A 20,735-nucleotide genomic window follows, 5' to 3' on the forward strand; every position below is an offset into this window, starting at 1 on the left:
ATGACAGGTTCACACCCTCTCGTTGAAACTGCAGTCGAAAATGGTCTAGTGCCGCTCGCTTCTCTATACCCCCTCCCGAACGGGAGAGGGGCCGTCGCGCGCCGACAGGAACATGCGGAGCGCGGGGCCCGCCCGCGGATCGTGGCTGCCTCAGGTCGCGGCCCCCACCGTATCGGCCATGCGCGCCCGCCGGGTGCCCAGCGGCTGCGGCTTGCCGACCGTGGTGTCCTTCGCGGTCTGGTGCTCCATCTCGGCGTTGATCTCGGCCCCCACCAGCACGATGATCGTCGAGATCCAGATCCAGGTCATGAAGCCGATCGCGGCACCCAGCGACCCGTAGGTCTCGTTGTACTTGCCGAAATTCGACACGTACCACGAGAAGCCGAGCGAGGCGGCGAGCCAGAGCACGGCGGCGACGGCGCTGCCCCAGGTCACCCAGCGCCAGCGCGGCGCGTCCCGGCTCGGGCCGTAGCGGTAGAGGAGCGCGAGGCCGAGGAGGACGGCCACGAGCAGGACCGGCCAGCGCAGGAGCGCGATGTACCACGCATCCGCCGAGAGCCCGATCGTGTTGAAGACCACCGGCAGCACCACGATGCCGACGAGCGCCAGGACGATGAACAGGAGCGCGCCCGCCGTGAACGTGAGCGAGCGCAGGTTCAGCCAGAGGAAGCTGCGCGTCTCCCGCTCCTCGTAGACGATGTTGAGCGCGTCGAAGACCGCCTTCATGCCGCCGTTGGCGCTCCAGATCGAGAGCAGCAGGCCGGTGAAGAAGGTGAGGCCGAGCGTCGTGTCGCCCTTCTCGGCGATGCGCTTCACCTGCTCGCCGATGATGTCGATCGCGCCCTGGGGCATCACGCCCTGCAGGCTCGCGAGGTGCTGGTTGATGGTGGAGACATCCGCCACCAGCCCGTAGCAGGAAACGAGGGCGGCGACCGCCGGGAAGATCGCCAGGAGGACGTAGAAGGTGACGCCTGCCGCGACCGAGACGAGGCGGTTCTCGCTGACGTCGTGGAAGACTCGGAAGGCGATGTCCTTCCAGCCGCTGGCCGGGATCTCGGAGGGCGTGGTGGCGTGCCGCCCCCGGCTCTTCTCGGTCGCGGCGACGCGGTGCGCGTCCCGGCCCTCGTGGGAATCGGACGTTTCGCGCGGCCCGTCCGCCGAACGGCCGGATTCCGTCCGCACGGGTCCGGATCGGCGCCGCGGCAGAGCGACGAGGCCGAGGAGCGCGGTTGCGAGCGCCACCGTCCACACCGTCGAGTTCCGACGCTCAAGGTTGTCGGCGCCCGCCGCCGCGTCGTGTCGCGTAACCATCGTCTGCCGTCCTCGATCTGACGCGTGATCCAGCGCAACAACGAGATTCCTGCGGGGCGGTTTCACGCAAACGTGTTCGGTCTTCGCGGTGAGATCTGGGCCGCTGGGCAGCGAGATCTGCACCCCATCCCGAAGGCGCCGCGAAACTCGTTCGCGCGGCGGGCGAAACGAGACCGCTCCGGAGCGTTGTCCTGGGGAAGACCGATTCTCGGGATGGGCGACGTCGCACCGCGTCGATTTTTCCGTGCGGTTCGGCACATCGGGTGCCCTGCGGCACGGATTTCGACGCCAAGCTCGGCTACGAAGCGCTATCCCCGCAAAGCCGTCGCGTCCCGGGCCCTGCGCCCGACGATCGCCACAGGAGACCGGACACCCGTGCCGCACGCGACCGAGCTGATCGCCATCATCGCCTTGGGCCTCGTGCTGGCCTTCGTCTGCGGGATGGTGGCACAGCGCCTCAAGCTGCCGCCGCTCGTCGGCTACCTGCTGGCGGGCGTCCTCGTCGGCCCCTACACGCCGGGCTTCGTCGGCAACAGCGAACTCGCGGGCCAGCTCGCCGAGATCGGCGTGATCCTGCTGATGTTCGGCGTCGGCCTGCACTTCTCGATCAAGGACCTGATGGCGGTGCGCGCCATCGCGCTGCCGGGCGCCGTGGTGCAGATCGCGGTCGCCACCGCGATGGGCGGCGGCCTCGCCCTCGCATGGGGCTGGAGCCTCGGGCCGGCCTCGTCTTCGGCCTCGCCCTGTCGGTGGCGAGCACCGTCGTGCTCTTGCGGGCCTTGGAGGAGCGCGCCCTCCTCGACAGCGACAAGGGCCGGATCGCCGTGGGCTGGCTCATCGTCGAGGATCTGGCGATGGTGCTGGCCCTCGTGCTGCTGCCGGCGCTCGCTCCCTCGCTCGGGGGCAGCGAGGGCGGCGGCCATCACGGCGGGGGCGGCAACCTCTGGCTCACGCTGGGGCTGACGCTCGCCAAGGTCGCGGTCTTCGCGAGCCTGATGCTGATCGGCGGGCGCCGCTTCGTGCCCTGGCTCCTCGACCAGGCGGCGCGCACCGGCTCCCGGGAGCTCTTCACCCTCGCGGTGCTGGCGCTGGCCCTCGGCATCGCCTTCGGCTCGGCGGAGCTGTTCGGCGTCTCCTTCGCGCTCGGCGCCTTCTTCGCCGGGATGGTGCTCGCCGAATCCGACCTCAGCCACCAGGCCGCGGCCGATTCCCTGCCCCTGCAGGACGCCTTCGCGGTCCTGTTCTTCGTCTCGGTCGGGATGCTGTTCGACCCCGCCATCCTGATCCGCGAGCCGCTCTCGGTGCTGGCCGTGCTCGGCATCATCCTGCTCGGGAAGTCTCTCGCGGCGGTGGCGATCGTGCTGGCCTTCCGCCACCCGGTCGGCACGGCGCTGACCATCGCGGCAAGCCTCGCGCAGATCGGCGAGTTCTCCTTCATCCTCGTCAGCCTCGGCCTGTCGCTCAAGCTCCTGCCGACGGAGGGCCGCGACCTCATCCTGGGCGGCGCGCTCCTGTCGATCACCCTGAACCCGCTCTTCTTCGGGCTCGTCGCGCGGATCGAGCGGGCGCTCGCGGACCGGCCGGAGCTCGCCGCCCGCTTCGAGCGCAAGGGCGCGGGCGAGGTCGCCATGGCGCTCGAGACGGCGCCGCGGCGCGGCCACGCGGTGGTGATCGGCTACGGGCGCGTCGGCAGCAGCATCGGCAAGGCGCTCCAGGCCTGGGACCTGCCCTACGTGGTGGTGGACCGCGACCGGCGCCGGGTGCTCGAATTGCGCGAGCAGGGCCTCGACGCGATCTTCGGCGACGCCACCGCGCCCGGCATCCTGGAAGCCGCCGACATCGGCAGCGCCCACCTTCTCGTGCTCGCGACGCCGGATTCGCACAACACCGCCCGGCTCGTGGAGATCGCGCGCGGCGCCAATCCGCGGATCGACACGCTCATCCGCACCCACAGCGATGCCGAGCGCCGCCGCCTGGAGGAGCAGAAGGTCGGCCTCGTCCTGATGGGCGAGCGGGAGCTCGCCCTCGGCATGACGCTCTACGCCCTGCGCAGCCTCGGCGTGAAGGAAGGCGAGGCCCGCCTCTTCGTGGATTCGAGCCGCCAGCAGAGCCGGGCCGAGCCTGACGCCGAGATCGAGGCCGGGCCGGTGGCCCCGGAACTGCGCCCGCACAAGGAGGCCGACGCGGCGGAGGCGTGAGGGCACCCTGAGATCGACCCGGCCCTGCCATCGCGAGGCCGCCGCGCCCCCTCTCCCGTGCGGGAGAGGGTTGGGGTGAGGGATGCGAGGTTTCCGGAGAGGTCGCACCCCTCACCCGATCCGCGTCCTCCCGCGGACTCGACCTCTCCCGGACGGGAGAGGTGGGGAAGCGCCCCGACGATCAGCATCCTGGGTTCGTCCTCACCCCGCGAGCTCCCGCCCCAGCGCCTCGACCCGGCGCAGGTCGTCGAGGAACGCCGCGTAGGCCTCTGCCTTCGCCTCGTCCGGCAGGCGCAGCAGGTAGGAGGGGTGGACCGTGATGAAGCCCTGGAAGCGGTTGTCGAGGCGCTCGAAGCGGAAGGGGCCGCGCGCCCGGGTGATCGGGATCGCCTTTCCGGTCAGCGCCAGAACCGCGGTCGCGCCCAGCGCCACGACGAGCTTCGGGGCGACGAAGTCGAGCTCCCGGTCGAGCCACCAGCGATAGTGGCTGACCTCGCCCGCCGTCGGCTTCTGGTGAATGCGGCGCTTGCCGCGCTCCTCGAACTTGAAGTGCTTGACCGCATTCGTGAGGTAGGCGGCCGACCGGTCGATCCCCGCCTCCGCCATCGCCCGGGACAGGAGCTGGCCCGCGGGCCCGACGAAGGGCCGACCCTGCCGGTCCTCCTGGTCGCCCGGCTGCTCTCCGACGAAGGCGATCGCCGCGCCGACCGGCCCCTCCCCCAGGACGGCCTGGGTCGCGCCCGGCACCAGCGGCTCCGAGCGCCGGATGATGCCGTTGAGTTCCTCCAGGGAGGCGGGATCCTGGTCCGCCATCGCGGCGAGCGCGCGGGCGGGCTGGCGCTTCGTGGGCATCTGCGGCTCCCTCTCGATCATCGCGGTGGTGCGGGACGAGGCCTGACGGATCAGCGCGGGGATCGCGGCGGTCTCGGGCATGTTGTGCCAATACTTCTTCGGCATCTCCGCCCGCATGGCGCGCAGGTTGGTGCGCGCCGGGTTGAACGTGCTCTCGTAATAGTCCCGCCAGCCCGCCTCGAACCCGTCGCCCGGCGGCACGTCCTCGCGCCGGCCGGGCGGGCCGAACCGCAGCGTGTCCCCGTCCCAGTGCGCCGAGCCCTCCGGCGTGAGGATCGTCCAGGCGAGCGACCGGAACCGGTCCACGAAGAAGGGCGCGGCGGCCTCCAGGATATGGTGCTCCGGCTCGAACCAGGCGACGAAGCGCTCGGTTCCCGCCTCCGGCACCCGCCGGAAGCGCAGGAAGGCGTGCATCTTGTGCAGGTCGCGGGCGATCGCCTTCCGCATCAGATTGAGCCGGTGGACGAGCGGGTCGCTCGCCACCTCGAGGAGGTCGCGCTCGCCTGCTCGGAGGCGCCAGATCAGGGCGTAGAGCAGGGCGTAGCGCTCGGGGTCCCGGTGGGGCACCACCATCGGCACGAGGGCGGCCGCGGCCCGCGGCAGCGCCACCGGCGCCTCCGAGGACGCCGGCGGCGCTGCCCCGAACAGGCCCGCCGGCTCCTCGGCCGAGGACCAGACGACGCGCTCCGGCGGCACGCCCTCGGCGACGAGCCCGCGCACGGCCGCCCGGAACCCGTCGAGATCGGCGCCGGGGCGCAACGAGACGGCGCGGGTCCCCTCTCGTTCCGGGAGGGGCAGGGTGAGGGGGGCGAGCGCTCCGGATGCACCGATGTCCCTCACCCCGGCCCTCCCCCGGACGGGAGAGGGGGTCCGTCGCGGTTCCGGCCCGGCCATCTCAGAACAGGCTCAGCTGCGCGGCGGGCTCCACGAGGCGCGCGCGCAGGTCGAGGCGGTCGGTCAGCGCGGTCGGGCGGTAATCGGCCGCGATCAGGAAGGGGCGGGCGCGCTTTAGGCCCGAGGTGAGACGGGCGACGTCGTCGAGGCGCAGGCTCGTGTGGCGGCGCGCCTTGACGATCTTGTCCACCGCCCGTGCCCCGAGGCCGGGCACCCGCAGCAACATCTCCCGGTCGGCCCGGTTCACGTCGACGGGGAAATGGTGCCGGTTCTTCAGCGCCCAGGCGAGCTTCGGATCGACGTCGAGGGGAAACATCCCGCCCTCGGTCGCCTCGGCCACGTCGTCGGGGCTGAATTCGTAGTACCGGATCAGCCAGTCCGCTTGGTAGAGCCGGTGCTCGCGCTGGAGCGGGGGCGCCTTCAGGGGCAGGATGGTCGAGCCGTCGGGAATCGGGCTGAAGGCCGAGTAGTAGACGCGCTTCAGGCCGAACGTGCCGTAGAGATGGGCGCTCTTGCGGATCAGCGCCTCGTCGGAGGTCGAATCCGCGCCCACGATCACCTGCGTCGACTGGCCGGCCGGCGAGAAGCGGCGGCGCTCGGCCTTGGCCTCGGTGATGCGGCTGCCGATCTGCTCCATCGCGCCCTGGATCGAGGCGCCGTCCTTCTCGGGCGCGAGGCGCTCCAGGCTCGCCTCGGTCGGCAGTTCGAGGTTGATCGAGAGACGGTCGGCGTAGAGGCCCGCCTCCTCGATCAGCCACGGGCTCGCCTCGGGAATCGACTTCAGGTGGATGTAGCCGCGGAAGCCGTGCTCGCGGCGGAGCTTCTTCGCGACGCGGGTCAGGAGTTCCATCGTGTGGTCCGGCGACTTGATGATGCCGGACGAGAGGAACAAGCCCTCGATATAGTTGCGCTTGTAGAACTCGACCGTGAGCGTCACGACCTCGTCGACGGAGAACTTCGCCCGGCGCACGTTCGAGGAGCGGCGGTTCACGCAATAGGCGCAGTCGAACAGGCAGTAATTGGTCAGCAGGATCTTCAGGAGCGAGATGCAGCGCCCGTCCGGCGTGTAGGCGTGGCAGATGCCGGCGCCCGTCGTGGACCCGAGCCCGTCCTTGCCCGCCGCCCGCTTGGGCGCTCCGGACGAGGCGCAGGAGGCATCGTACTTCGCGGCATCGGCCAGGATGCGCAGCTTCTTGGCAAGCGTCTCGTCCATGCGGGACAAGATGCCGTTCGTTCGCGGTTTGTTCAAGGAGCGGGGCGGCGCCGTCCCGCGCCGTGGCGCCGCACCCCGCCACAGGCGGCCCCCTCTCCCGTTCGGGAAGGGTTGGGGTGAGGGATACAGGTCCCTCCGGACAGGTCGCACCCCTCACCCGGTCGGCTGACACCGACTCGACCTCTCCCGGACGGGAGAGGTCGGGCGGCTCAGCCCTGATTCAGCGTGGCCTTGAGGGTGATCTCGGCGTTCAGCACCTTCGAGATCGGGCAGCCGGTCTCGGCGGCGTGGGCGAGTTCGTCGAATTTCGCCTGGTCGATGCCGGGGATCGTGGCGGTCAGCGTGAGGGCCGACTTCGTCACCTTGAACCCGGCGCCGTCCTTCTCCAGCGTCACGACCGATTCCGTCGTCATCTCGGTGGCGGCGAGGCCCGCTTCCTGGAGCTGGAAGGCGAGCGCCATCGTGAAGCAGCCCGCATGCGCGGCCGCGATCAGCTCCTCGGGGTTGGTGCCGGGCTTGTCCTCGAAGCGGGTGTTGAAGCCGTAGGGCTGGTCCGAGAGCACGCCCGACCCGGTCGTGATGCGGCCCTTCCCCTCCTTGCCGTTGCCCTGCCAGACGGCGTGCGCCTTGCGGTTGATCATCGGGATGTCCTGTCGTGGCGGGCGCCGCGCGGGATGCGCGGGACGAAGATGGCCCGGCTGCCATCCCGAGGTGGAGCGGCCTTGGCCGAAATCCAGCGCCCGCGACCGTTCTCAGGCGGCGTCCTCCCCGGCTCCTCCTCCGCATCGACGATCCGGCGGGCGAGGTCGTAGGGAAAGCCCGCCCGGGCGAGCGCGGCGAGGTCCCGGTCGCGATGGGCCGCCCGGGCGTCCGGCCGCCGGAAGGGCCCGAGGCGGCGGCGCTTGGCGTAGGCGCGCGCGGCCTCCTCCTCCACCCCCTCCGGCTCGCCCTCGGAGGCGGCCTCGCGCTCGGCCTCCATCGCCGCCGCGATCGTGTCGCGGGGGACGCCCTTGGCGGCGAGCTTGGCGGCCGCGCCCCGCGCCGAGGCGCCGCGGCGGCGGAGCGTCGCGAGGCGGGCGGCGGTGAAGCGGGCATCGTCCACGAGGCCGGCGCGGGCGGCGCGCGCCACGGTCTCCTCGACCATCGGCGCGAAGGTCTCGGCCGCCTCGCCGCGGGCGCGGGTACGCTTCTCGACGCGCCGCCGCAGGGTCCGGCGCAGCATCTCGGTCGAGGCGCTGTAGCGCTCGAGATAATGGAGGGCCGCCCGCTCGAGCCAGGCCGCCGTCACCGGCGGCGCGGGCCTTGCATCACGATTTTGAGGCGGCGCAACGTTTGGCGGAGTCACCGGTTCTTCACCTTTCGGACAGGATTACGATTCATGACTGGGTCATGGAAAGCACGAAACGCAGAGGGAAGCGGGCCGCGCTGCCCGCGCTCCTCGTGAGACGCGAGTGGCTCCTCGTCCTGCTCGCCCTCGGGCTCGCCGCCACCGCGGCGGCCGTCGTCTACCTGTCGCGCCCCACCACCCTCAGCGTCGCGGTCGGCCCCGCGACGGCGCCGAGGCCGCCCTGATGGAGGCCTACGCCAACGCGCTGGCCCGCGGCCGCGAGGACGTGCGCCTCAAGATCGTCCCCTACGACGACGTGCGCGACAGCGCCGCCGCGCTCCAGGCGGGCAAGGCCGACCTCGCCGTGGTGCGGCCCGACGTCCACATGCCGGAGAACGGGCTGACGCTGGCGATCCTGCACGACGAGGCCCTCGTCATCGCCGCCCCCGAGGCCAGCGAGATCGACAGCTTCCCCGATCTCGCCCGCAAGCGCCTCGGCATCGTGGTGCGCCACAACGCCGACCTGCCCTTCCTGACGAACCTGCTCGCCTTCTACGACCTCGCCACCGCGAGCGTCGAGAATGCCGAGCCCGAGCTGAACCCCGGCCGGGTCGCCCTCGTGCAGCTGAAGCCCTCCGAGGTCACCGCGGCCATCGCCGAGAAGCGGGTCGATGCGGTGGCCGTCATCGCCAACCCGGCCTCGAAGGTCGCGGGCCAGACGGTGCGCGCGGTCGAGCTCGGAGCGCCCGACCGCAAGATCGACCTCGTCTCGGTGCCGGACGGCGAGGCGATCCTGACGCGCTTCCCCGAATTGCAGGCGGTCACGATTCCCGCCGGCACCTTCGGCGGCCGGCCGAAGCGCCCGGACGAGGAGGTGAAGACGGTGGGCGCCTCCTACCGGCTGATGGCGCGCGGCGCGGTCAGCCGCGTCGCCGTGGCCTCCGCCACCCAGCACCTGTTCGAGTGGCGCTCCAAGCTCGCGGCCTCGGCGCCGATCGCCAAGCTGATGAAGGCGCCCGACTTCGACACGACCGTCGCGGCGACCTCGGCCCGGCTGCCGAACCACCCCGGCGCGGTCGATTATTTCGAGCGCGAGCAGCAGACCTTCCTCGACCGCTACGAGGATTACATCTACCTGTTCGCCTTCTTCGGCGGCACGATCGGCTCCGGCATCGCGTGGCTCGGCCAGCGGCTGGCCCGCAAGCGCCGCGAGCGGATCGACGTGGTGCTCGACCGGCTCCTCGACATCCTGCGGGAGGTGCGGGCCGCGACGAGCGCGCCCGAGCTCGACGCCATCGCGATCGAGACGGACGAGCTCGTGGCCGACGTGGTCCGCTACGCCCGCGAGCGCACGATCGACAACCGGACGGTGAGCGCCCTCATCCTCGCCGTCGATGCGGTCCATGCCGCGATCGGCGACGCCCGCCGCCAGCTCGGCGCGGCCGAGGCCGAGACGCGCTCCGGCGCGCGGGCCCGCACGGCGCGGCTCCTCTCCCTCAACCTGCCGGCGGCGGAGTAGGACCGCCCCGGTTCGGATGCGCCCCACCTCTCCCGTCCGGGAGAGGTCGAGTCGGCGCAAGCCGACCGGGTGAGGGTCGTGCCCGTGCCGTAGGTCGGGCCGCATTTGCGCCGCTTCCCGATCCTGATACAGGAGGCCGGCCCGGATCGCGGAAGTCCCATGCATGACCAAGACTTGCCCGACCCCGACTTGCCCGCCCAAGACTTGCCCGACCCGGAATCGAGGGAGCGCGGCGTGAACCCCGTCCACATCGTGATGATCGAGGACGACGAGGGGCATGCCCGCCTGATCGAGCGCAACATCCGCCGCGCCGGCGTCAACAACGAGATCACGGCCTTCCGCGACGGCACCGCGGCGCTGGCCTACCTGCTCGGGCCGGACGGCTCGGGCCGGGTCCAGGCCGGGCGCTCGCTGCTCATCCTGCTCGATCTCAACCTTCCGGACATGACGGGCATCGACATCCTGGCCAAGGTGAAGGGCAACGAGCACCTGCGCCGCTCGCCCGTGGTGGTGCTCACCACCACCGACGACCAGCGGGAGATCCAGCGCTGCTACGATCTCGGCTGCAACGTCTACGTGACGAAGCCCGTGAACTACGAGGGATTCGCCAACGCGATCCGCCAGCTCGGCCTGTTCTTCTCGGTGATGCAGGTGCCCGAGACCCCCTGATCCGGCTGCCCTTTTGCGGCTTCAATGGCGTGCGAGGAATCGGCATCGCGCGTGCCCGGCCGTCCGGCTTGCCGATGGAGACTGAAGCCCGCGGTGGCCCTGCGTATCCTCTACATCGACGACGATGCCGGGCTCGTCCGCCTCGTGGCGCGGGCGCTGCGGGCGCGCGACTGCGCCGTGGAGCACGCGGGCGACGGCAGCGCCGGGCTCGCCCGCATCGCGGAGGGCGGTATCGACGCCGTCGCCCTCGACCATCACCTGCCCGGCGAGACCGGCCTCGACATCCTCGCGCGCATCCGCGCCCTGCCGGCGCCGCCGCCCGTGATCTACGTCACCGGCTCGGACGATCTGCGGATCGCCGTCGCGGCCCTCAAGGCCGGCGCCGCCGACTACGTCCTGAAGGACGTCGCCGGCCATTTCCGCGAGCTCCTCGGCGAGGCGATCGAGGCCGCGCTCGCGCAGGAGCGGCTGCGCCGGGAGAAGGCGGAGGCCGAGCAGCGCCTCGCCGCGAGCCAGGAGCGCCTCAACCTCGCGCTCGGCGCCGCCGGCATGATCGGCACCTGGGACTGGGACCTCGTCGCCGACCTCGTCTACGCCGACGCGAACTTCGCCCGCATCTACACGGTCGATCCCGAGGCGGCCGCAAGCGGCGCGCCGCTCGCCGCCTACGTCAAGAACTTCCACCCGGACGACGTGCCGGCCTTCCAGGCGGCCCTCGACCGCACCTTCGCCGGCGCCGACGAGTTCTCGTGCGAGTACCGCATCCTCCAGCCGGAGGGCGGCGTGCGCTGGATCCTGGCCCGCGGGCGCCTCGTGCGGGACGGGACCGGGCGGCCGGTCCGCTTCGCGGGCGCCTCCGTCGACATCACCGACCGCAAGCTCGCCGAGGAGCGCCAGCGCCTGCTGATGCTGGAACTCGCCCACCGGGTGAAGAACACGCTCACGCTGGTCCAGGCGATCTGCCTGCAGACCCTGCGCGGGGAAGCGACCCTGGCCGAGGCCCGCGAGGTGGTGACGGCGCGCCTCCTGGCGCTTGCCCAGGCCCACGACCTCCTGCTCCAGGGCAGCTGGAGCGAGGCGAGCCTGCGCACGCTCGTCGAGGGCACGGCCCGCCTCCACGGCCACGGCGACGCCGCGCGGTTCCGGCTCTCGGGGCCAGACGTGATGCTCGGTCCGAAATCCGCCCTCTCGGTCGCCCTCGTCCTGCACGAACTCGGCACCAACGCGGCGAAGTACGGCGCCCTCTCGACGCCGGAGGGGCACGTCGCGGTGGGGTGGGAGCAGCTGGCGAACGGGGCGGAGCCGCGGCTCAGCTTCCGCTGGGAGGAGGTCGGCGGCCCGCCCGTGCGGGCCCCGAGCCGGCGCGGCTTCGGCTCCCGCCTGATCGAGCGCAGCCTCGCGGACGGGCTCGGGGCGCAGGTGCGCCTCGCCTACCCGCCGACAGGCGTGACGCTCACCCTCGACGCGCCGCTGGAGGCCCTGCGGGCGAGCTGAGGAGAGCGCGGGCGCCGCGCTCAGGCCACCCGTCTCGCGGCCGCGGCGATGCGCGCCTCCGCCCCCGCCCGGTCCTCCGCCATCCACGCCGCGCAGCGGGCGAGGACCGCGGCAGAGGCCGTCTCCGGCCGGCCCGAGGCGAAGGGCGGGGACGGGGCGTATTCGAGGAGGAGGCCCACCGCCTCGGCGTCGACGGGGTCGGTGAGCTCGACCGCCAAGGCCAGCGCGAAGTCGATCCCGGCCGTGATGCCGCCGCCGGTGACGACATTGCCGTCCCGCACCACCCGCTCGGCCACCGGAATGGCCCCGAAGGCCGCCAGGGCGTCGTGAAGCGCCCAGTGGGTCGTGGCCCGACGCCCGCGGAGGAGGCCGGCGGCGCCGAGCACCAGCGCGCCCGTGCAGACCGACGTGACGAAACGAGCCCCCTCCGCCTGCCGCCGGACGAAGGCGAGGGCTTCGGCGTCGTCGAGGTGCGCCAGCATGCCGAGCCCGCCGGGCACGCAGATCACGTCGAGAGGCGGGCAGTCGGCGAAGGTGGCGGTCGGCGTCAGCGGAAGGCCGGTCACGCTCCGGACCGGGCCGGGCCGGCTCGCGACGAGGTGGACCCGGGTGCCGGGCAGCGTCGCGAACACCTCGTAGGGGCCGGTCAGGTCGAGCTGCTGCACGCCCGGGAAGAGAAGGAAGCCGATCTCCACGGGAGGGCGGTCCTCCGGGCTTCGGGCGGGAACGGTGTCGGTCATGAGCTTGCGCCTCGCGGGATGGACGTTGCGAGCTTAGCGGGCGATGCTACGGCCGAGATGCCAATCACCCCTCGGTTTCAGCCAAAGCGCCGGCGCAGCGTCGAGGTCCTCGCCTTCCCGGACCTGCAGGTTCTGGACGCGGCGGGACCGCTGCAGGTCTTTGCCAGCGCCAACGACCTGACCGGGACGGACGCCTACGCGACGCGGATCGTCTCCGAGGGCGGCGGGCCGGTCGCGGCCTCGGCCGGAATCAGCCTCGCGACCGACCCCCTGCCGGAGCCGGGGGCGCCGCTCGGCACTCTGCTGATCCCGGGCGGGACCGGCATCTTCGCCGCCGCGGAGCGGGCCTCGCTGCGGGACTGGGTGGTGCGGCGGGCCGCCTCGGCCGAGCGGGTCGTCTCCGTCTGCACCGGCGCCTTCCTGCTGGCGGAGGCCGGCCTGCTCGATGGACGCCGGGCCGTGACGCATTGGGGCTGCTGCCAGCGGCTCGCAGCGCGCTACCCGGCGGTGCGTGTGGAGGCGGACCCGATCTTCGTGCGCGACGGCTCCGTCTGGACCTCGGCGGGCGTGACGGCGGGGATCGACCTCGCCCTCGCCCTGGTCGAGGCCGATCTCGGCCGCACCGCGGCGCTGGCGGTCGCGCGCCACCTCGTCGTCTTCCTGAAGCGGCCGGGCGGGCAGGCCCAGTTCTCGGCAGCCCTCGATCTCCAGGGAGCGGACGACCGCTTCGGCCCCCTCCACGCCTTCATGGCCGAAAACCTCGCCGCCGACCTCTCGGTGCCGCGACTCGCCGCGCGGGCCGGGATGAGCCTGCGGAGTTTCGCCCGCCGCTACCGCGCGGCCACCGGGCGCACGCCGGCCGAGGCCGTCGAGGAGCTGCGCATCGAGGCGGCCCGCCGGCTCCTCACGGACACGAGCTTGCCGGTCAAGCAGGTCGCGGCGCGCTGTGGCTTCGGCTCGGAGGAGACCCTGCGGCGCGGCTTCCTGCGCCAGCTCGCGGTCAGCCCGCAGGATTACCGCGCGCGGTTCTCCGGGGGCGCCTGAGCCTCACCCGACTCGCGCTCGGCGGCGAGAGCGGACTGCCTGTCATCCCTGCCGAAAAGGCAACGGACCGCAATCTACCCCGCCTCGTCGAGCTCCGGCCCGCGGGTCACGTCGAGCCCGCCGCCCGCGCCCGGGGGCGGGCCGACCTTGACCGGAGCGCCGGTGCGGGCGGCTTCGTAGATCGCCTCCATCAGGACATGGTCCTGCAGGCCCTCCTCGCCGGGCGTGCGCGGGCGGCGGTTCTCGATCACGCAGCAGGCGAAATGGTCGATTTCCAGGGCGAACTGGTTCTTCTGCGCCAGGACCCGGTTGTCGCGGGATTGCTGCTTGCCGTCCTTGTGAGAGATGACGAGGCGCTGGCCCTCGTAGGCGAAGGCGTTCTGCAGCTCGATGTCGGCCGCGGGCGTGTGCACGGAGAGCTTGCGCGCCTCGTGCACGCCGTAGCTCGTCAGGCACTGGGCGATGACGCCCGAGGGGAATTGGAGCGTGAAGCTGACCGTCTCCTCGACCTCGGCGAATTTGGAATCCTCCGGCGGCGAGAAGACCTGCGCCTGCACGGAGACGGGCTCCTCGCCGAGGAGGGCCCGAGTGGTGTTGAGGCAGTAGATGCCGATGTCGGGCAGCGCGCCGCCGCCCGCGAGTGCCTTCTTGAGGCGCCATTGCTCGGGCAGGCCGGTGGTCTGGCCGTTGAACGCCTGGATCAGGCGCGGCTTGCCGAACGCGCCGGAGCGCGCGAGGCGCGCCACCTCTCGGTTGTAGGGCTCGTACTGGCAGCGATAGGCGATCATCAGCCTCACGTTCGCCCGCTCGCAGGCGGCGATCATGTCGCGGGCCTCGGCCGCCGAATTCGCCATCGGCTTCTCGCAGAGCACGTGCTTGCCGGCGCCGGCCGCCGCGACCACCTGGTCGCGGTGAACCGCGTTCGGCGTCACGATGTAGACCGCCTGCACGGCCGCGTTCCCCTTCAGCCTGTCCCACTCGCCGTAGCCGTAGACCGCGTCCGCGGGAATCCCGTATTGCTGCGCGACGAGCTTCGCCTTGTCGGGCGAGCCCGACATCAGCGCGACGACCCGCGCCTTCTTGCTCTCGGCGAAGGCCGGCAGCAGCTCCTCCAGGCTCAGCCGGCCGAGGCCGACGAGGCAGAAGCCGACGCGCTTCTCGAGCGGCATTGGCGCGGGCGGCGGCGGGGGCGTACGGTCGCCCGCGCCGCGCCAGTTCGGGAAGACGATGCGGCCGCCCTGGACCGCCCCCGTGTCGGCCGGCACGGCGGGGCCGCCCGGCGGGTTCTGCGCCGCCGAGACGGGGCCGGCCATGGCCAGCGCCGCGCCCGTCAGCGTGGCGCCGCCCGCCCGCAGGAGGTTGCGCCGGGACAGATGGATGTCGTCGTCCGCCATGGAGCCTGTCTCTCGCCGAGGATGGGATCGCGGGGGCCGGGTCGATCCCGCGGGATCGGCGGCGCGAGCCCCGCGTGCGGGGCCCCGTACCGGTGCGAACGCCAGCCTCGGAGGGAGTGTTCCGCGGCTCAGGCGGGCGGGGGCGGGTCCGGTGCCTCGACCTCGCCGCGACGCTGGAGCTGGAGTGCGACGAACCAGCACAGGGCCGCCCAGGCGGCGCCGACGCACCAGCCGGCCAGCACGTCGCTCGGCCAGTGGACGCCAAGATAGACCCGGCTGACGCCGACGCAGAGGGTCATGACGATGCCGAGGGTGAGGACCAGCGCCTTGACCCGCCGGTGCGGATCGACGCGGGCGAGGAGCGTGGCGAGCGTCAGGTAGGCGATGGCCGACATCATGGCGTGCCCGCTCGGGAAGCTCGCCGTGAACACCTCCATCCCGTGCGGCACGAGGTCCGGCCGCGGCCGGTGGTAGAACAGCTTCAGGACCGTCGAGACGATCTCGCCCCCGCCCACCGCCGCGACCACGAAGACGGCGATGCGCCGCTTGCCCGCGAGGGCGAGATAGGCGGTCACCGCCACCGTCACGAACACGATGGTGAAGACGCTGCCGAGACCCGTGATGTCGCGCATGGTCTCCTCGAGCCAGCGCGGGCCGATCGGGTCGGCGAGGTCGGCCGGGTTGCGCAGCGCCAGCAGGATCTTGCGGTCGAGGGCCGCGGTCGAGCCCTCGCCCACCGCGTCGGCGAGCGCGAAGAAGCCGAAGCCGAGGAGGCTCAGCGTGAGGAGCGCGGCGAGCGGCCCGACCTCGTTGAGGCGCAGGCGCAGCCACACCCCCATGGCCCTGCCGAAGAGCGGGTTCCCGCGGGCGGCGTGGAGCGCCTTCATGGGGCAGCCCTCCCGGATGCGTGGACGGGTGCGGGGACGCTCACGTGTACACTCCGAAATCGAACCGGGCCCGCTCGGCCCAGGGGCCGCCCAGGTAGCGCCACAGGATGAGGCCGGGGGCGGTGAAGCGGAACGGGCGGAAGCCCTGTTCGAGCTCCGCGTGGAGCGCGCGGGCGGCCTCCGGCTCCACCTTGTTCTGGACGGTGACGTGCGGCCGCCAGCCCTGCCGATCCTGGGCGGTGAGGTGCCCCTCGAACGCCTTGGCGAGGCGCGCCCGAAGGCCCGTGAGCGCCTCCGATTCCAGGCTGAAGGCGACGCCGCGGCCGAGGAAGCGCAGGCCCGTCACCGCCACCTCGGGGGCCGCCACCGTCCGAACGAGCGCCGCGACCGCCTCGGTCACGCCGCGCTCCTCGGGGCCCGGCAGGTGGTGGAACAGGGTGACGTGGGCCGGGATGTGGTTGAGGCGCTCCGGGAAATGGCGCCGCCGCAGGCCGTCGAACCGCGCGAAGGTGTCCGCGTCGAGGGCGAGCGTGAGGATGAGCGGGTCGGTCGTGTCGCCGGAGCAGTGCATCGGGCCGAAATGGCGCGGCCGGGCGGGAGATCCAGGGCCGGCCGGGCTCCGCCTCAGGTCCAGTACAGCACCCGCGCCCCGGGAAGCGCCCGCGCCAGGTCGTGCGTCAGGATCCCGCGCATCTCCGCCATCAGGTCGCGCGGGAAGACGTACTTCACGCCGCCGAACTTGGTCAGCTTGCGGCTGCGCGCGGCCTCGTCCATCGGCAGGTCGGAGCCCGGATACCAGCCCTCCAGCACCGCCTTGGAGCCCGGGGTGAAGCGGTGCGTGATGAGTTCCGCCGTCAGGTCGAGATCGCTGACCCCGGCGAGCGCCCGCGCGGCGTCCGCGAACAGCGCGGCGTAGGCCTCGCGCCAGCCCGCGAAGGCGAGGATCGGCGCGATGGTGAGCCCGACCGGATAGCCCGCCCGCGCGAGCGCGCCCATCGCGGCGAACCGGTCGGCGAGCGGTGCGGTGCCGCCCTCGTAGCGGGCGGCCGGGGCGGCGTTCACCGAGAAGCGCAGGCGGGTGCGCCGGTTGTGGGGCAGGCCGAGCAGGGACTCGACCGCGGCGAATTTCGTGGTGGCGCGCAGCTGCACCGGCGCCTCCCAGGCCCCGAAATGCCGGATCGCGGCCGAGAGCGAGCCCGTCAGGTGCTCGATCCCGAGGGGATCGGTGTAGCAGGACGCCTCGAAGGTGGTGCCCTCTCCCGCCCGCGCCTCCGAGGCCGAGGTGACGGAGCCGCGTCCCGCATAAGCCGCGAGGTTTCCGAGGATCGCGTCGAGATTGGCGTAGACCCGCGTCACCGGCGGGCCGGAGAGCGAGCCCGCGAGGTAGCAATACTGGCAATGGGCCGGGCAGCCCTCGGCGAGGTCGAAGCGCCAGTCGGCCGAGGGCGGGATCGGCTGCAGCCTCAGCTTCGTCGGCGGCGCGACGACGAGGGCGAGCGTCGCCTTGGCCTCCGCGTAGGCCCGGCGCGCATCGGCCTGCCGCAGGCCCGTGAGGCGGTTCGCGGACAGCCGCTCGACGGGCAGGCCGAGCCCTTCGAGGCGGGCCAGCATGGCGCGGCCGTGGGCGTGCTCCAGGGCCGCCGGGGTGACGAGGACGCGCCGCGGTCGCCAGAGGCGGGCGGGCCGGGGCGCGCGGTCGCGCGGCGGGGAGGCCGGGGCGTCCGGCGGCCGGAGATCGAGGCTGTCCATGCCGGCCAACGCGGGCGGGCGCGGCCCGGCTCCCCCGCAGTATCGCGGCCGCACCGGAGCCGCTAAAGACGCGCCATGTTCCGGAAACGTTGGGAAACCGTCCATGTCGGGCGCGACGGCTGGCTCTTCCTCACGGGGGGCAGCAACCGTGTCATGGACCAGTACGGAAGGGGCCCGCGGCGCTGGTGGCTGCTGCGCTCCTGGGCGCGGCTGATCGAGGCGCGGACCGCGCGGGCCACGCGGCTCGGCATCCGCTGCGTGCACACCTTCGTGCCCGAGAAGCTCTCGGTCTACGACAACCTGACCCGGGACCTGCCCTACGATCCGGGCCGCGCCTCGACCCGGATCCTCGCCCGCCGGCTGATGGGCCTGCCCGGCTACGTCGACCTCCTGACCCCGTTCCGCGCCGCCCGCGACGGGCCGGTGCCGCTCTACCAGCGCACCGACACGCACTGGACCGTGGACGGCTGCCTCCTCGCCTACCGGGAGTTGATGCGGGCGCTCGGCGCCGTGGCGCCGCCCGACATCGGCGCGCGCCCGCGCTTCGAGCTCGACCGGGTGCGGGACCTCGGCGCGAAGCTGCCCGAGCAGCCGAGCGAGGTGGTGGCCCACTGGGTGCTCCAGAGCCACGCCGTGCGCGCCTACGCCAATCCCCTCGTGGAGACGCACGAGGCGGAGGGCCGGGGCGCGGAACTCCACACCGGCGCGCACGTGATCTACCGGAACGCGGCGCCGGGCATCGACCCGCGCCGGGTGATCCTGTTCGGCGATTCCTACGCGCATTTCGCGCCGATCCTGCTCACCGGGCTCTTCGCCGAGAGCTTCGCCGAGGTCCATTTCGTCTGGTCGTCGGCCTTCGACTGGACCTATATCGAGGCGGTCCGCCCCGACATCATCGTCGCCGAGCTCGCCGAGCGCTTCCTCGCCCGGCTGCCGAAGGACGATTACGACGTGGTGACCGGCCGGCGCCGGGGCGCGAAGGCACCCCCGCCCTCCGCGAAGGCCGCCTGAGGGGATCGACCCGTCAGTCGATCGCCGAATCGGGGTTGAACACCACCGGCGCCTGCTCCTGCATCAGGTTCTCGGGCAGGCTCGCGACGCCCAGCGCGAAGGACAGCAGCACCACGATGCAGGCCAGCGCCGCCGTCACCTGCTCCGCCCGCGCCCGCTGGGCGTGGATGACGGCGCAGCCCGCCGTGAACAGGGCGGCTTCCGAGAGAGGCAGGGCGAGGGATATCGACATCGTGGCGGCGCACCCAGCAAGAAACGATCCAGAGCCCGGAACGCCCTAGGCCCGGGTCCGGCTCCGGGCCCCCGCAGCGCACGAGACAAAAAAAGGGAGCGCCGTCGCCGGCGCACCCGAGATGGAGGTTGCCCGCCTGAAGCTGCGGACGGGCAGCCCCACGCTAAGCCAAGCTTGGCCGGGCACAAGCGCCCGAACTGAATACACTTGAGGTTGTGTCCAAACGGCCTCAGTCGCGGAGAGCCCCCGGGGTCAGGCGGCGCGCACCGTGGCGAGGAAGCGCGAGACCTCCGCGTTCAGGTGCTCGGACTGGCGCGACAGGTCGGAGGCCGCGCCGAGCACCTGGGTCGCCGCCGCGCCCGTCTCCTCGGCGGCCTGGGCGACGCCCGCGATGTTGCTCGTCACCTCGCCGGTGCCGGTGGCGGCCTGCGTGATGTTGCGGACGATCTCCTGCGTCGCCGCGCCCTGCTGCTCCACAGCCGCCGCGATCGTGGTCGCGACCGCGCTGATCTCCTGGATCCGGCTCGCGATGCCGCCGATCGCCCCGACAGCCTGGTCGGTCGAACCCTGGATGCGGGCGATCTGGCCCGAGATCTCCTCGGTCGCCCGCGCCGTCTGGTTGGCGAGTTCCTTCACCTCGGCCGCCACCACCGCGAAGCCGCGGCCGGCCTCCCCGGCCCGCGCCGCCTCGATCGTGGCGTTCAGCGCCAGCAGGTTGGTCTGCCCGGCGATCGTCGAGATCATCGCCACCACGTCGCCGATGCGGGTCGCGGCCGCGCTCAGCTCCTGCACCAGGGCGCTCGTCTGCCCGGCCTCGCTGGCGGCGAGCTGGGCGAGGTTGGCCGAGCCCGAGACCTGCCGGCCGATCTCGGCCACCGACGAGCCGAGCTCCTCGGCCGCCGCCGCGACGGTGTTGACGTTCGAGGCGGCCTCCTCGGCGGCCGCCGCGACGGTGCCGGACTGGCCGGCCGTCTCGGAGGCGGTCGTCGTCATGGTCTGGGCGGTGGCCTGCAGCTCGGTCGCCGCCGCGGTCACGGTGCCGACGATGCCGCTCACCGCGCGCTCGAACCCGTCGGCCATCTCGCGCATCGCCGCCTTGCGCTGCGCCTCGGCGCCGGCACGGGCGAGCGCCGTCTCCTCCTCCAGCTGGCGGGTGCGGATCAGGTTGTCCTTGAAGACCTGCACGGCGGCGGCCATGTCGCCGATCTCGTCGCGGCGGCCCTTGGCCGGGATCTCGGCGGCCGCGTCGCCGCCCGCGAGCCGGCTCATCGCGCGGGTCATCCGCTCGATCGGCCGGGCGACGCCGAGCAGGCTGAACAGGCCCGCCGCGAGGCCGACGACGACGGACAGGGCCGTCGCCACGTAGGCCGCCACCGTCGCCGAGCCGATCGCCTGAACGGCGGCGGCGCTGTTCTCGGCCGCGCCCTTCTTGTTGAGATCGACGCTGCGGGCGAGCGCCTGCATCGCGTCCTTGTTGAGGCGGGCCATCTCGGAACTCGTCACCAGGGCGAGCGCCTCCGCCTTGCGGCCGGCATCCATCAGGCCGCGCGCCTGGGTCTCCTGGTCGACGTAGCGCTTCCAGCTCGCCTGGAACGCGTCGTAGAGCGCGCGCTCCTCGGACGAGGAGATCAGCGGCTCGTAGGTGCGCCGCAGGGCGTCGAGGCTGCGGTGGCTGTCGTCGAGGGCCTTGCCGTTGTCGGCGAGCGCCTGCGGCGTCTCGGAGGCGACGACGTAGCGGTAGATCTTCACGCGGATCTCGCGGGTGCCCGTGCTGATCTCCTGGATCGCGGTGACCGAGGGCAGCCAGTTGGCCGCGACCTCGTGCACGTCCTGCCGGATCGAGGAGAGCTTGGCGACGTTGACGGCGCCCTGCCCGGCCGCAGCCAAGCCGAGCAGGCCGATGGAGCCGATCAGGACGACTTTCAGGGACAGACGCATAGGGGAGGACCGCGCATTCTCAAGAGGCGTATTTTGAATGCGGCGTCGATCGATAAGGGTGAGTTAATCTTGAACAGATTTTGCAATTGAAGGTTGCGAAAGCAACGGTCGAGGTCAAAGGACCGCTCCATTGCGTCGCGCAGGTCGAAGGGCGCAGGGCCGTGCGAACGCCCCGCATCCCGAGAGGCACGGGGCGCAGAGCACGGCGGATGACCTGACGCCGCCCGCGAACCCGGCAAGCCTCCGTGAAGGCCGCGGCCGGG

The 20,735-nt window shown here is 72.5% G+C and carries 16 protein-coding genes and 2 pseudogenes; 6 read left to right on the top strand and 12 right to left on the bottom strand.

The annotated features are described in order from the left end of the window. Positions 1-150: 150 nt before the first annotated feature. Positions 151-1,311, bottom strand: a complete 1,161-nt coding sequence (locus DK389_RS08780; protein ID WP_109888903.1) for a YihY/virulence factor BrkB family protein — start codon at positions 1,309-1,311, stop codon at positions 151-153. A gap of 375 nt (positions 1,312-1,686) precedes the next feature. Here DK389_RS08780 and DK389_RS35855 point away from each other — a divergent pair. Next, positions 1,687-3,509 (top strand): annotated as a pseudogene (locus tag DK389_RS35855) (monovalent cation:proton antiporter-2 (CPA2) family protein). A gap of 201 nt (positions 3,510-3,710) precedes the next feature. On the opposite strand, the gene DK389_RS08790 reads toward DK389_RS35855, so the two are convergent. From DK389_RS08790 to DK389_RS08805, 4 genes are all read right to left on the bottom strand, one after another. After that, positions 3,711-5,159 carry a UdgX family uracil-DNA binding protein gene (locus tag DK389_RS08790; RefSeq protein WP_236960941.1) on the bottom strand — a complete coding sequence of 483 codons (1,449 nt, stop codon included), beginning with the start codon at positions 5,157-5,159 and terminating at the stop codon, positions 3,711-3,713. 97 nt (positions 5,160-5,256) lie between these two features. Next, positions 5,257-6,468, bottom strand: a complete 1,212-nt coding sequence (locus tag DK389_RS08795) for a putative DNA modification/repair radical SAM protein (protein ID WP_109888907.1) — start codon at positions 6,466-6,468, stop codon at positions 5,257-5,259. A gap of 209 nt (positions 6,469-6,677) precedes the next feature. Continuing rightward, the gene (locus DK389_RS08800) at positions 6,678-7,109 is read right to left on the bottom strand and encodes an OsmC family protein (protein ID WP_109888909.1); all 432 of its coding nucleotides are present in this window, start codon (positions 7,107-7,109) and stop codon (positions 6,678-6,680) included. Beyond that, positions 7,106-7,756 carry a RecX family transcriptional regulator gene (locus DK389_RS08805; protein WP_236960751.1) on the bottom strand — a complete coding sequence of 217 codons (651 nt, stop codon included), beginning with the start codon at positions 7,754-7,756 and terminating at the stop codon, positions 7,106-7,108. The genes DK389_RS08800 and DK389_RS08805 overlap by 4 nt, the downstream gene beginning before the upstream one ends. Positions 7,757-7,908: 152 nt before the next feature. Between DK389_RS08805 and DK389_RS08810 the strand changes: the two are divergent. The 3 genes and pseudogenes from DK389_RS08810 to DK389_RS08820 all read left to right on the top strand — a co-directional run bounded on the left by DK389_RS08810 (position 7,909) and on the right by DK389_RS08820 (position 11,477). Continuing rightward, positions 7,909-9,314: pseudogene (locus DK389_RS08810) on the top strand (TAXI family TRAP transporter solute-binding subunit). Positions 9,315-9,569: 255 nt separating this feature from the next. Further along, on the top strand, positions 9,570-9,983 hold the full coding sequence (locus tag DK389_RS08815) for a response regulator (RefSeq protein WP_162560986.1): 414 nt from the start codon (positions 9,570-9,572) through the stop codon (positions 9,981-9,983). A 93-nt stretch (positions 9,984-10,076) separates the two neighbouring features. Beyond that, positions 10,077-11,477, top strand: a complete 1,401-nt coding sequence (locus tag DK389_RS08820) for a sensor histidine kinase (RefSeq protein ID WP_162560581.1) — start codon at positions 10,077-10,079, stop codon at positions 11,475-11,477. Positions 11,478-11,497: 20 nt separating this feature from the next. Here DK389_RS08820 and DK389_RS08825 read toward each other — a convergent pair whose 3' ends face one another. After that, positions 11,498-12,217 carry a DJ-1/PfpI family protein gene (locus DK389_RS08825; RefSeq protein WP_109888914.1) on the bottom strand — a complete coding sequence of 240 codons (720 nt, stop codon included), beginning with the start codon at positions 12,215-12,217 and terminating at the stop codon, positions 11,498-11,500. Positions 12,218-12,274: 57 nt separating this feature from the next. Here DK389_RS08825 and DK389_RS08830 point away from each other — a divergent pair, with 57 nt between their 5' ends. Beyond that, complete coding sequence (locus DK389_RS08830) at positions 12,275-13,261, top strand: GlxA family transcriptional regulator (RefSeq protein WP_109896177.1); 987 nt, start codon at positions 12,275-12,277, stop codon at positions 13,259-13,261. Positions 13,262-13,335: 74 nt separating this feature from the next. Here the strand turns inward: DK389_RS08830 and DK389_RS08835 are convergent, their stop codons facing one another. From DK389_RS08835 to DK389_RS08850, 4 genes are all read right to left on the bottom strand, one after another. Beyond that, positions 13,336-14,655 (bottom strand): Gfo/Idh/MocA family protein, encoded by a 1,320-nt coding sequence (locus DK389_RS08835; protein WP_109888916.1) that lies wholly within the window; start codon positions 14,653-14,655, stop codon positions 13,336-13,338. A gap of 128 nt (positions 14,656-14,783) precedes the next feature. After that, the gene (locus tag DK389_RS08840; protein ID WP_109888918.1) at positions 14,784-15,542 is read right to left on the bottom strand and encodes a phosphatase PAP2 family protein; all 759 of its coding nucleotides are present in this window, start codon (positions 15,540-15,542) and stop codon (positions 14,784-14,786) included. Positions 15,543-15,582: 40 nt separating this feature from the next. Then, the gene (locus tag DK389_RS08845) at positions 15,583-16,113 is read right to left on the bottom strand and encodes a 2'-5' RNA ligase family protein (protein WP_109888920.1); all 531 of its coding nucleotides are present in this window, start codon (positions 16,111-16,113) and stop codon (positions 15,583-15,585) included. 53 nt (positions 16,114-16,166) lie between these two features. Beyond that, positions 16,167-17,291: an SPL family radical SAM protein gene (locus DK389_RS08850; protein ID WP_109888922.1), complete on the bottom strand. Its 1,125-nt coding sequence runs from the start codon at positions 17,289-17,291 to the stop codon at positions 16,167-16,169. Between the two features lie 75 nt (positions 17,292-17,366). Here DK389_RS08850 and DK389_RS08855 point away from each other — a divergent pair, with 75 nt between their 5' ends. Continuing rightward, the gene (locus DK389_RS08855) at positions 17,367-18,302 is read left to right on the top strand and encodes an alginate O-acetyltransferase AlgX-related protein (protein ID WP_109888924.1); all 936 of its coding nucleotides are present in this window, start codon (positions 17,367-17,369) and stop codon (positions 18,300-18,302) included. 13 nt (positions 18,303-18,315) lie between these two features. Here DK389_RS08855 and DK389_RS08860 read toward each other — a convergent pair whose 3' ends face one another. Further along, positions 18,316-18,534 (bottom strand): hypothetical protein, encoded by a 219-nt coding sequence (locus DK389_RS08860; protein ID WP_109888926.1) that lies wholly within the window; start codon positions 18,532-18,534, stop codon positions 18,316-18,318. A 252-nt stretch (positions 18,535-18,786) separates the two neighbouring features. Continuing rightward, positions 18,787-20,472 carry a methyl-accepting chemotaxis protein gene (locus DK389_RS08870; RefSeq protein WP_109888928.1) on the bottom strand — a complete coding sequence of 562 codons (1,686 nt, stop codon included), beginning with the start codon at positions 20,470-20,472 and terminating at the stop codon, positions 18,787-18,789. Between the last annotated feature and the right edge of the window lie 263 nt (positions 20,473-20,735).

This window comes from Methylobacterium durans (assembly GCF_003173715.1).
GTDB lineage: Bacteria > Pseudomonadota > Alphaproteobacteria > Rhizobiales > Beijerinckiaceae > Methylobacterium > Methylobacterium durans.

Bases quoted from the DNA above. Each gene is read 5' to 3' on its own strand.
- DK389_RS08825 (WP_109888914.1), bottom strand. From the start codon at position 12,217: ATGACCGACACCGTTCCCGCCCGAAGCCCGGAGGACCGCCCTCCCGTG.
- DK389_RS08835 (WP_109888916.1), bottom strand. From the start codon at position 14,655: ATGGCGGACGACGACATCCATCTGTCCCGGCGCAACCTCCTGCGGGCG.
- DK389_RS08815 (WP_162560986.1), top strand. From the start codon at position 9,570: ATGATCGAGGACGACGAGGGGCATGCCCGCCTGATCGAGCGCAACATC.
- DK389_RS08870 (WP_109888928.1), bottom strand. From the start codon at position 20,472: ATGCGTCTGTCCCTGAAAGTCGTCCTGATCGGCTCCATCGGCCTGCTC.
- DK389_RS08795 (WP_109888907.1), bottom strand. From the start codon at position 6,468: ATGGACGAGACGCTTGCCAAGAAGCTGCGCATCCTGGCCGATGCCGCG.
- DK389_RS08855 (WP_109888924.1), top strand. From the start codon at position 17,367: ATGTTCCGGAAACGTTGGGAAACCGTCCATGTCGGGCGCGACGGCTGG.
- DK389_RS08800 (WP_109888909.1), bottom strand. From the start codon at position 7,109: ATGATCAACCGCAAGGCGCACGCCGTCTGGCAGGGCAACGGCAAGGAG.
- DK389_RS08845 (WP_109888920.1), bottom strand. From the start codon at position 16,113: ATGCACTGCTCCGGCGACACGACCGACCCGCTCATCCTCACGCTCGCC.
- DK389_RS08850 (WP_109888922.1), bottom strand. From the start codon at position 17,291: ATGGACAGCCTCGATCTCCGGCCGCCGGACGCCCCGGCCTCCCCGCCG.
- DK389_RS08840 (WP_109888918.1), bottom strand. From the start codon at position 15,542: ATGAAGGCGCTCCACGCCGCCCGCGGGAACCCGCTCTTCGGCAGGGCC.
- DK389_RS08860 (WP_109888926.1), bottom strand. From the start codon at position 18,534: ATGTCGATATCCCTCGCCCTGCCTCTCTCGGAAGCCGCCCTGTTCACG.
- DK389_RS08780 (WP_109888903.1), bottom strand. From the start codon at position 1,311: ATGGTTACGCGACACGACGCGGCGGCGGGCGCCGACAACCTTGAGCGT.
- DK389_RS08830 (WP_109896177.1), top strand. From the start codon at position 12,275: ATGCCAATCACCCCTCGGTTTCAGCCAAAGCGCCGGCGCAGCGTCGAG.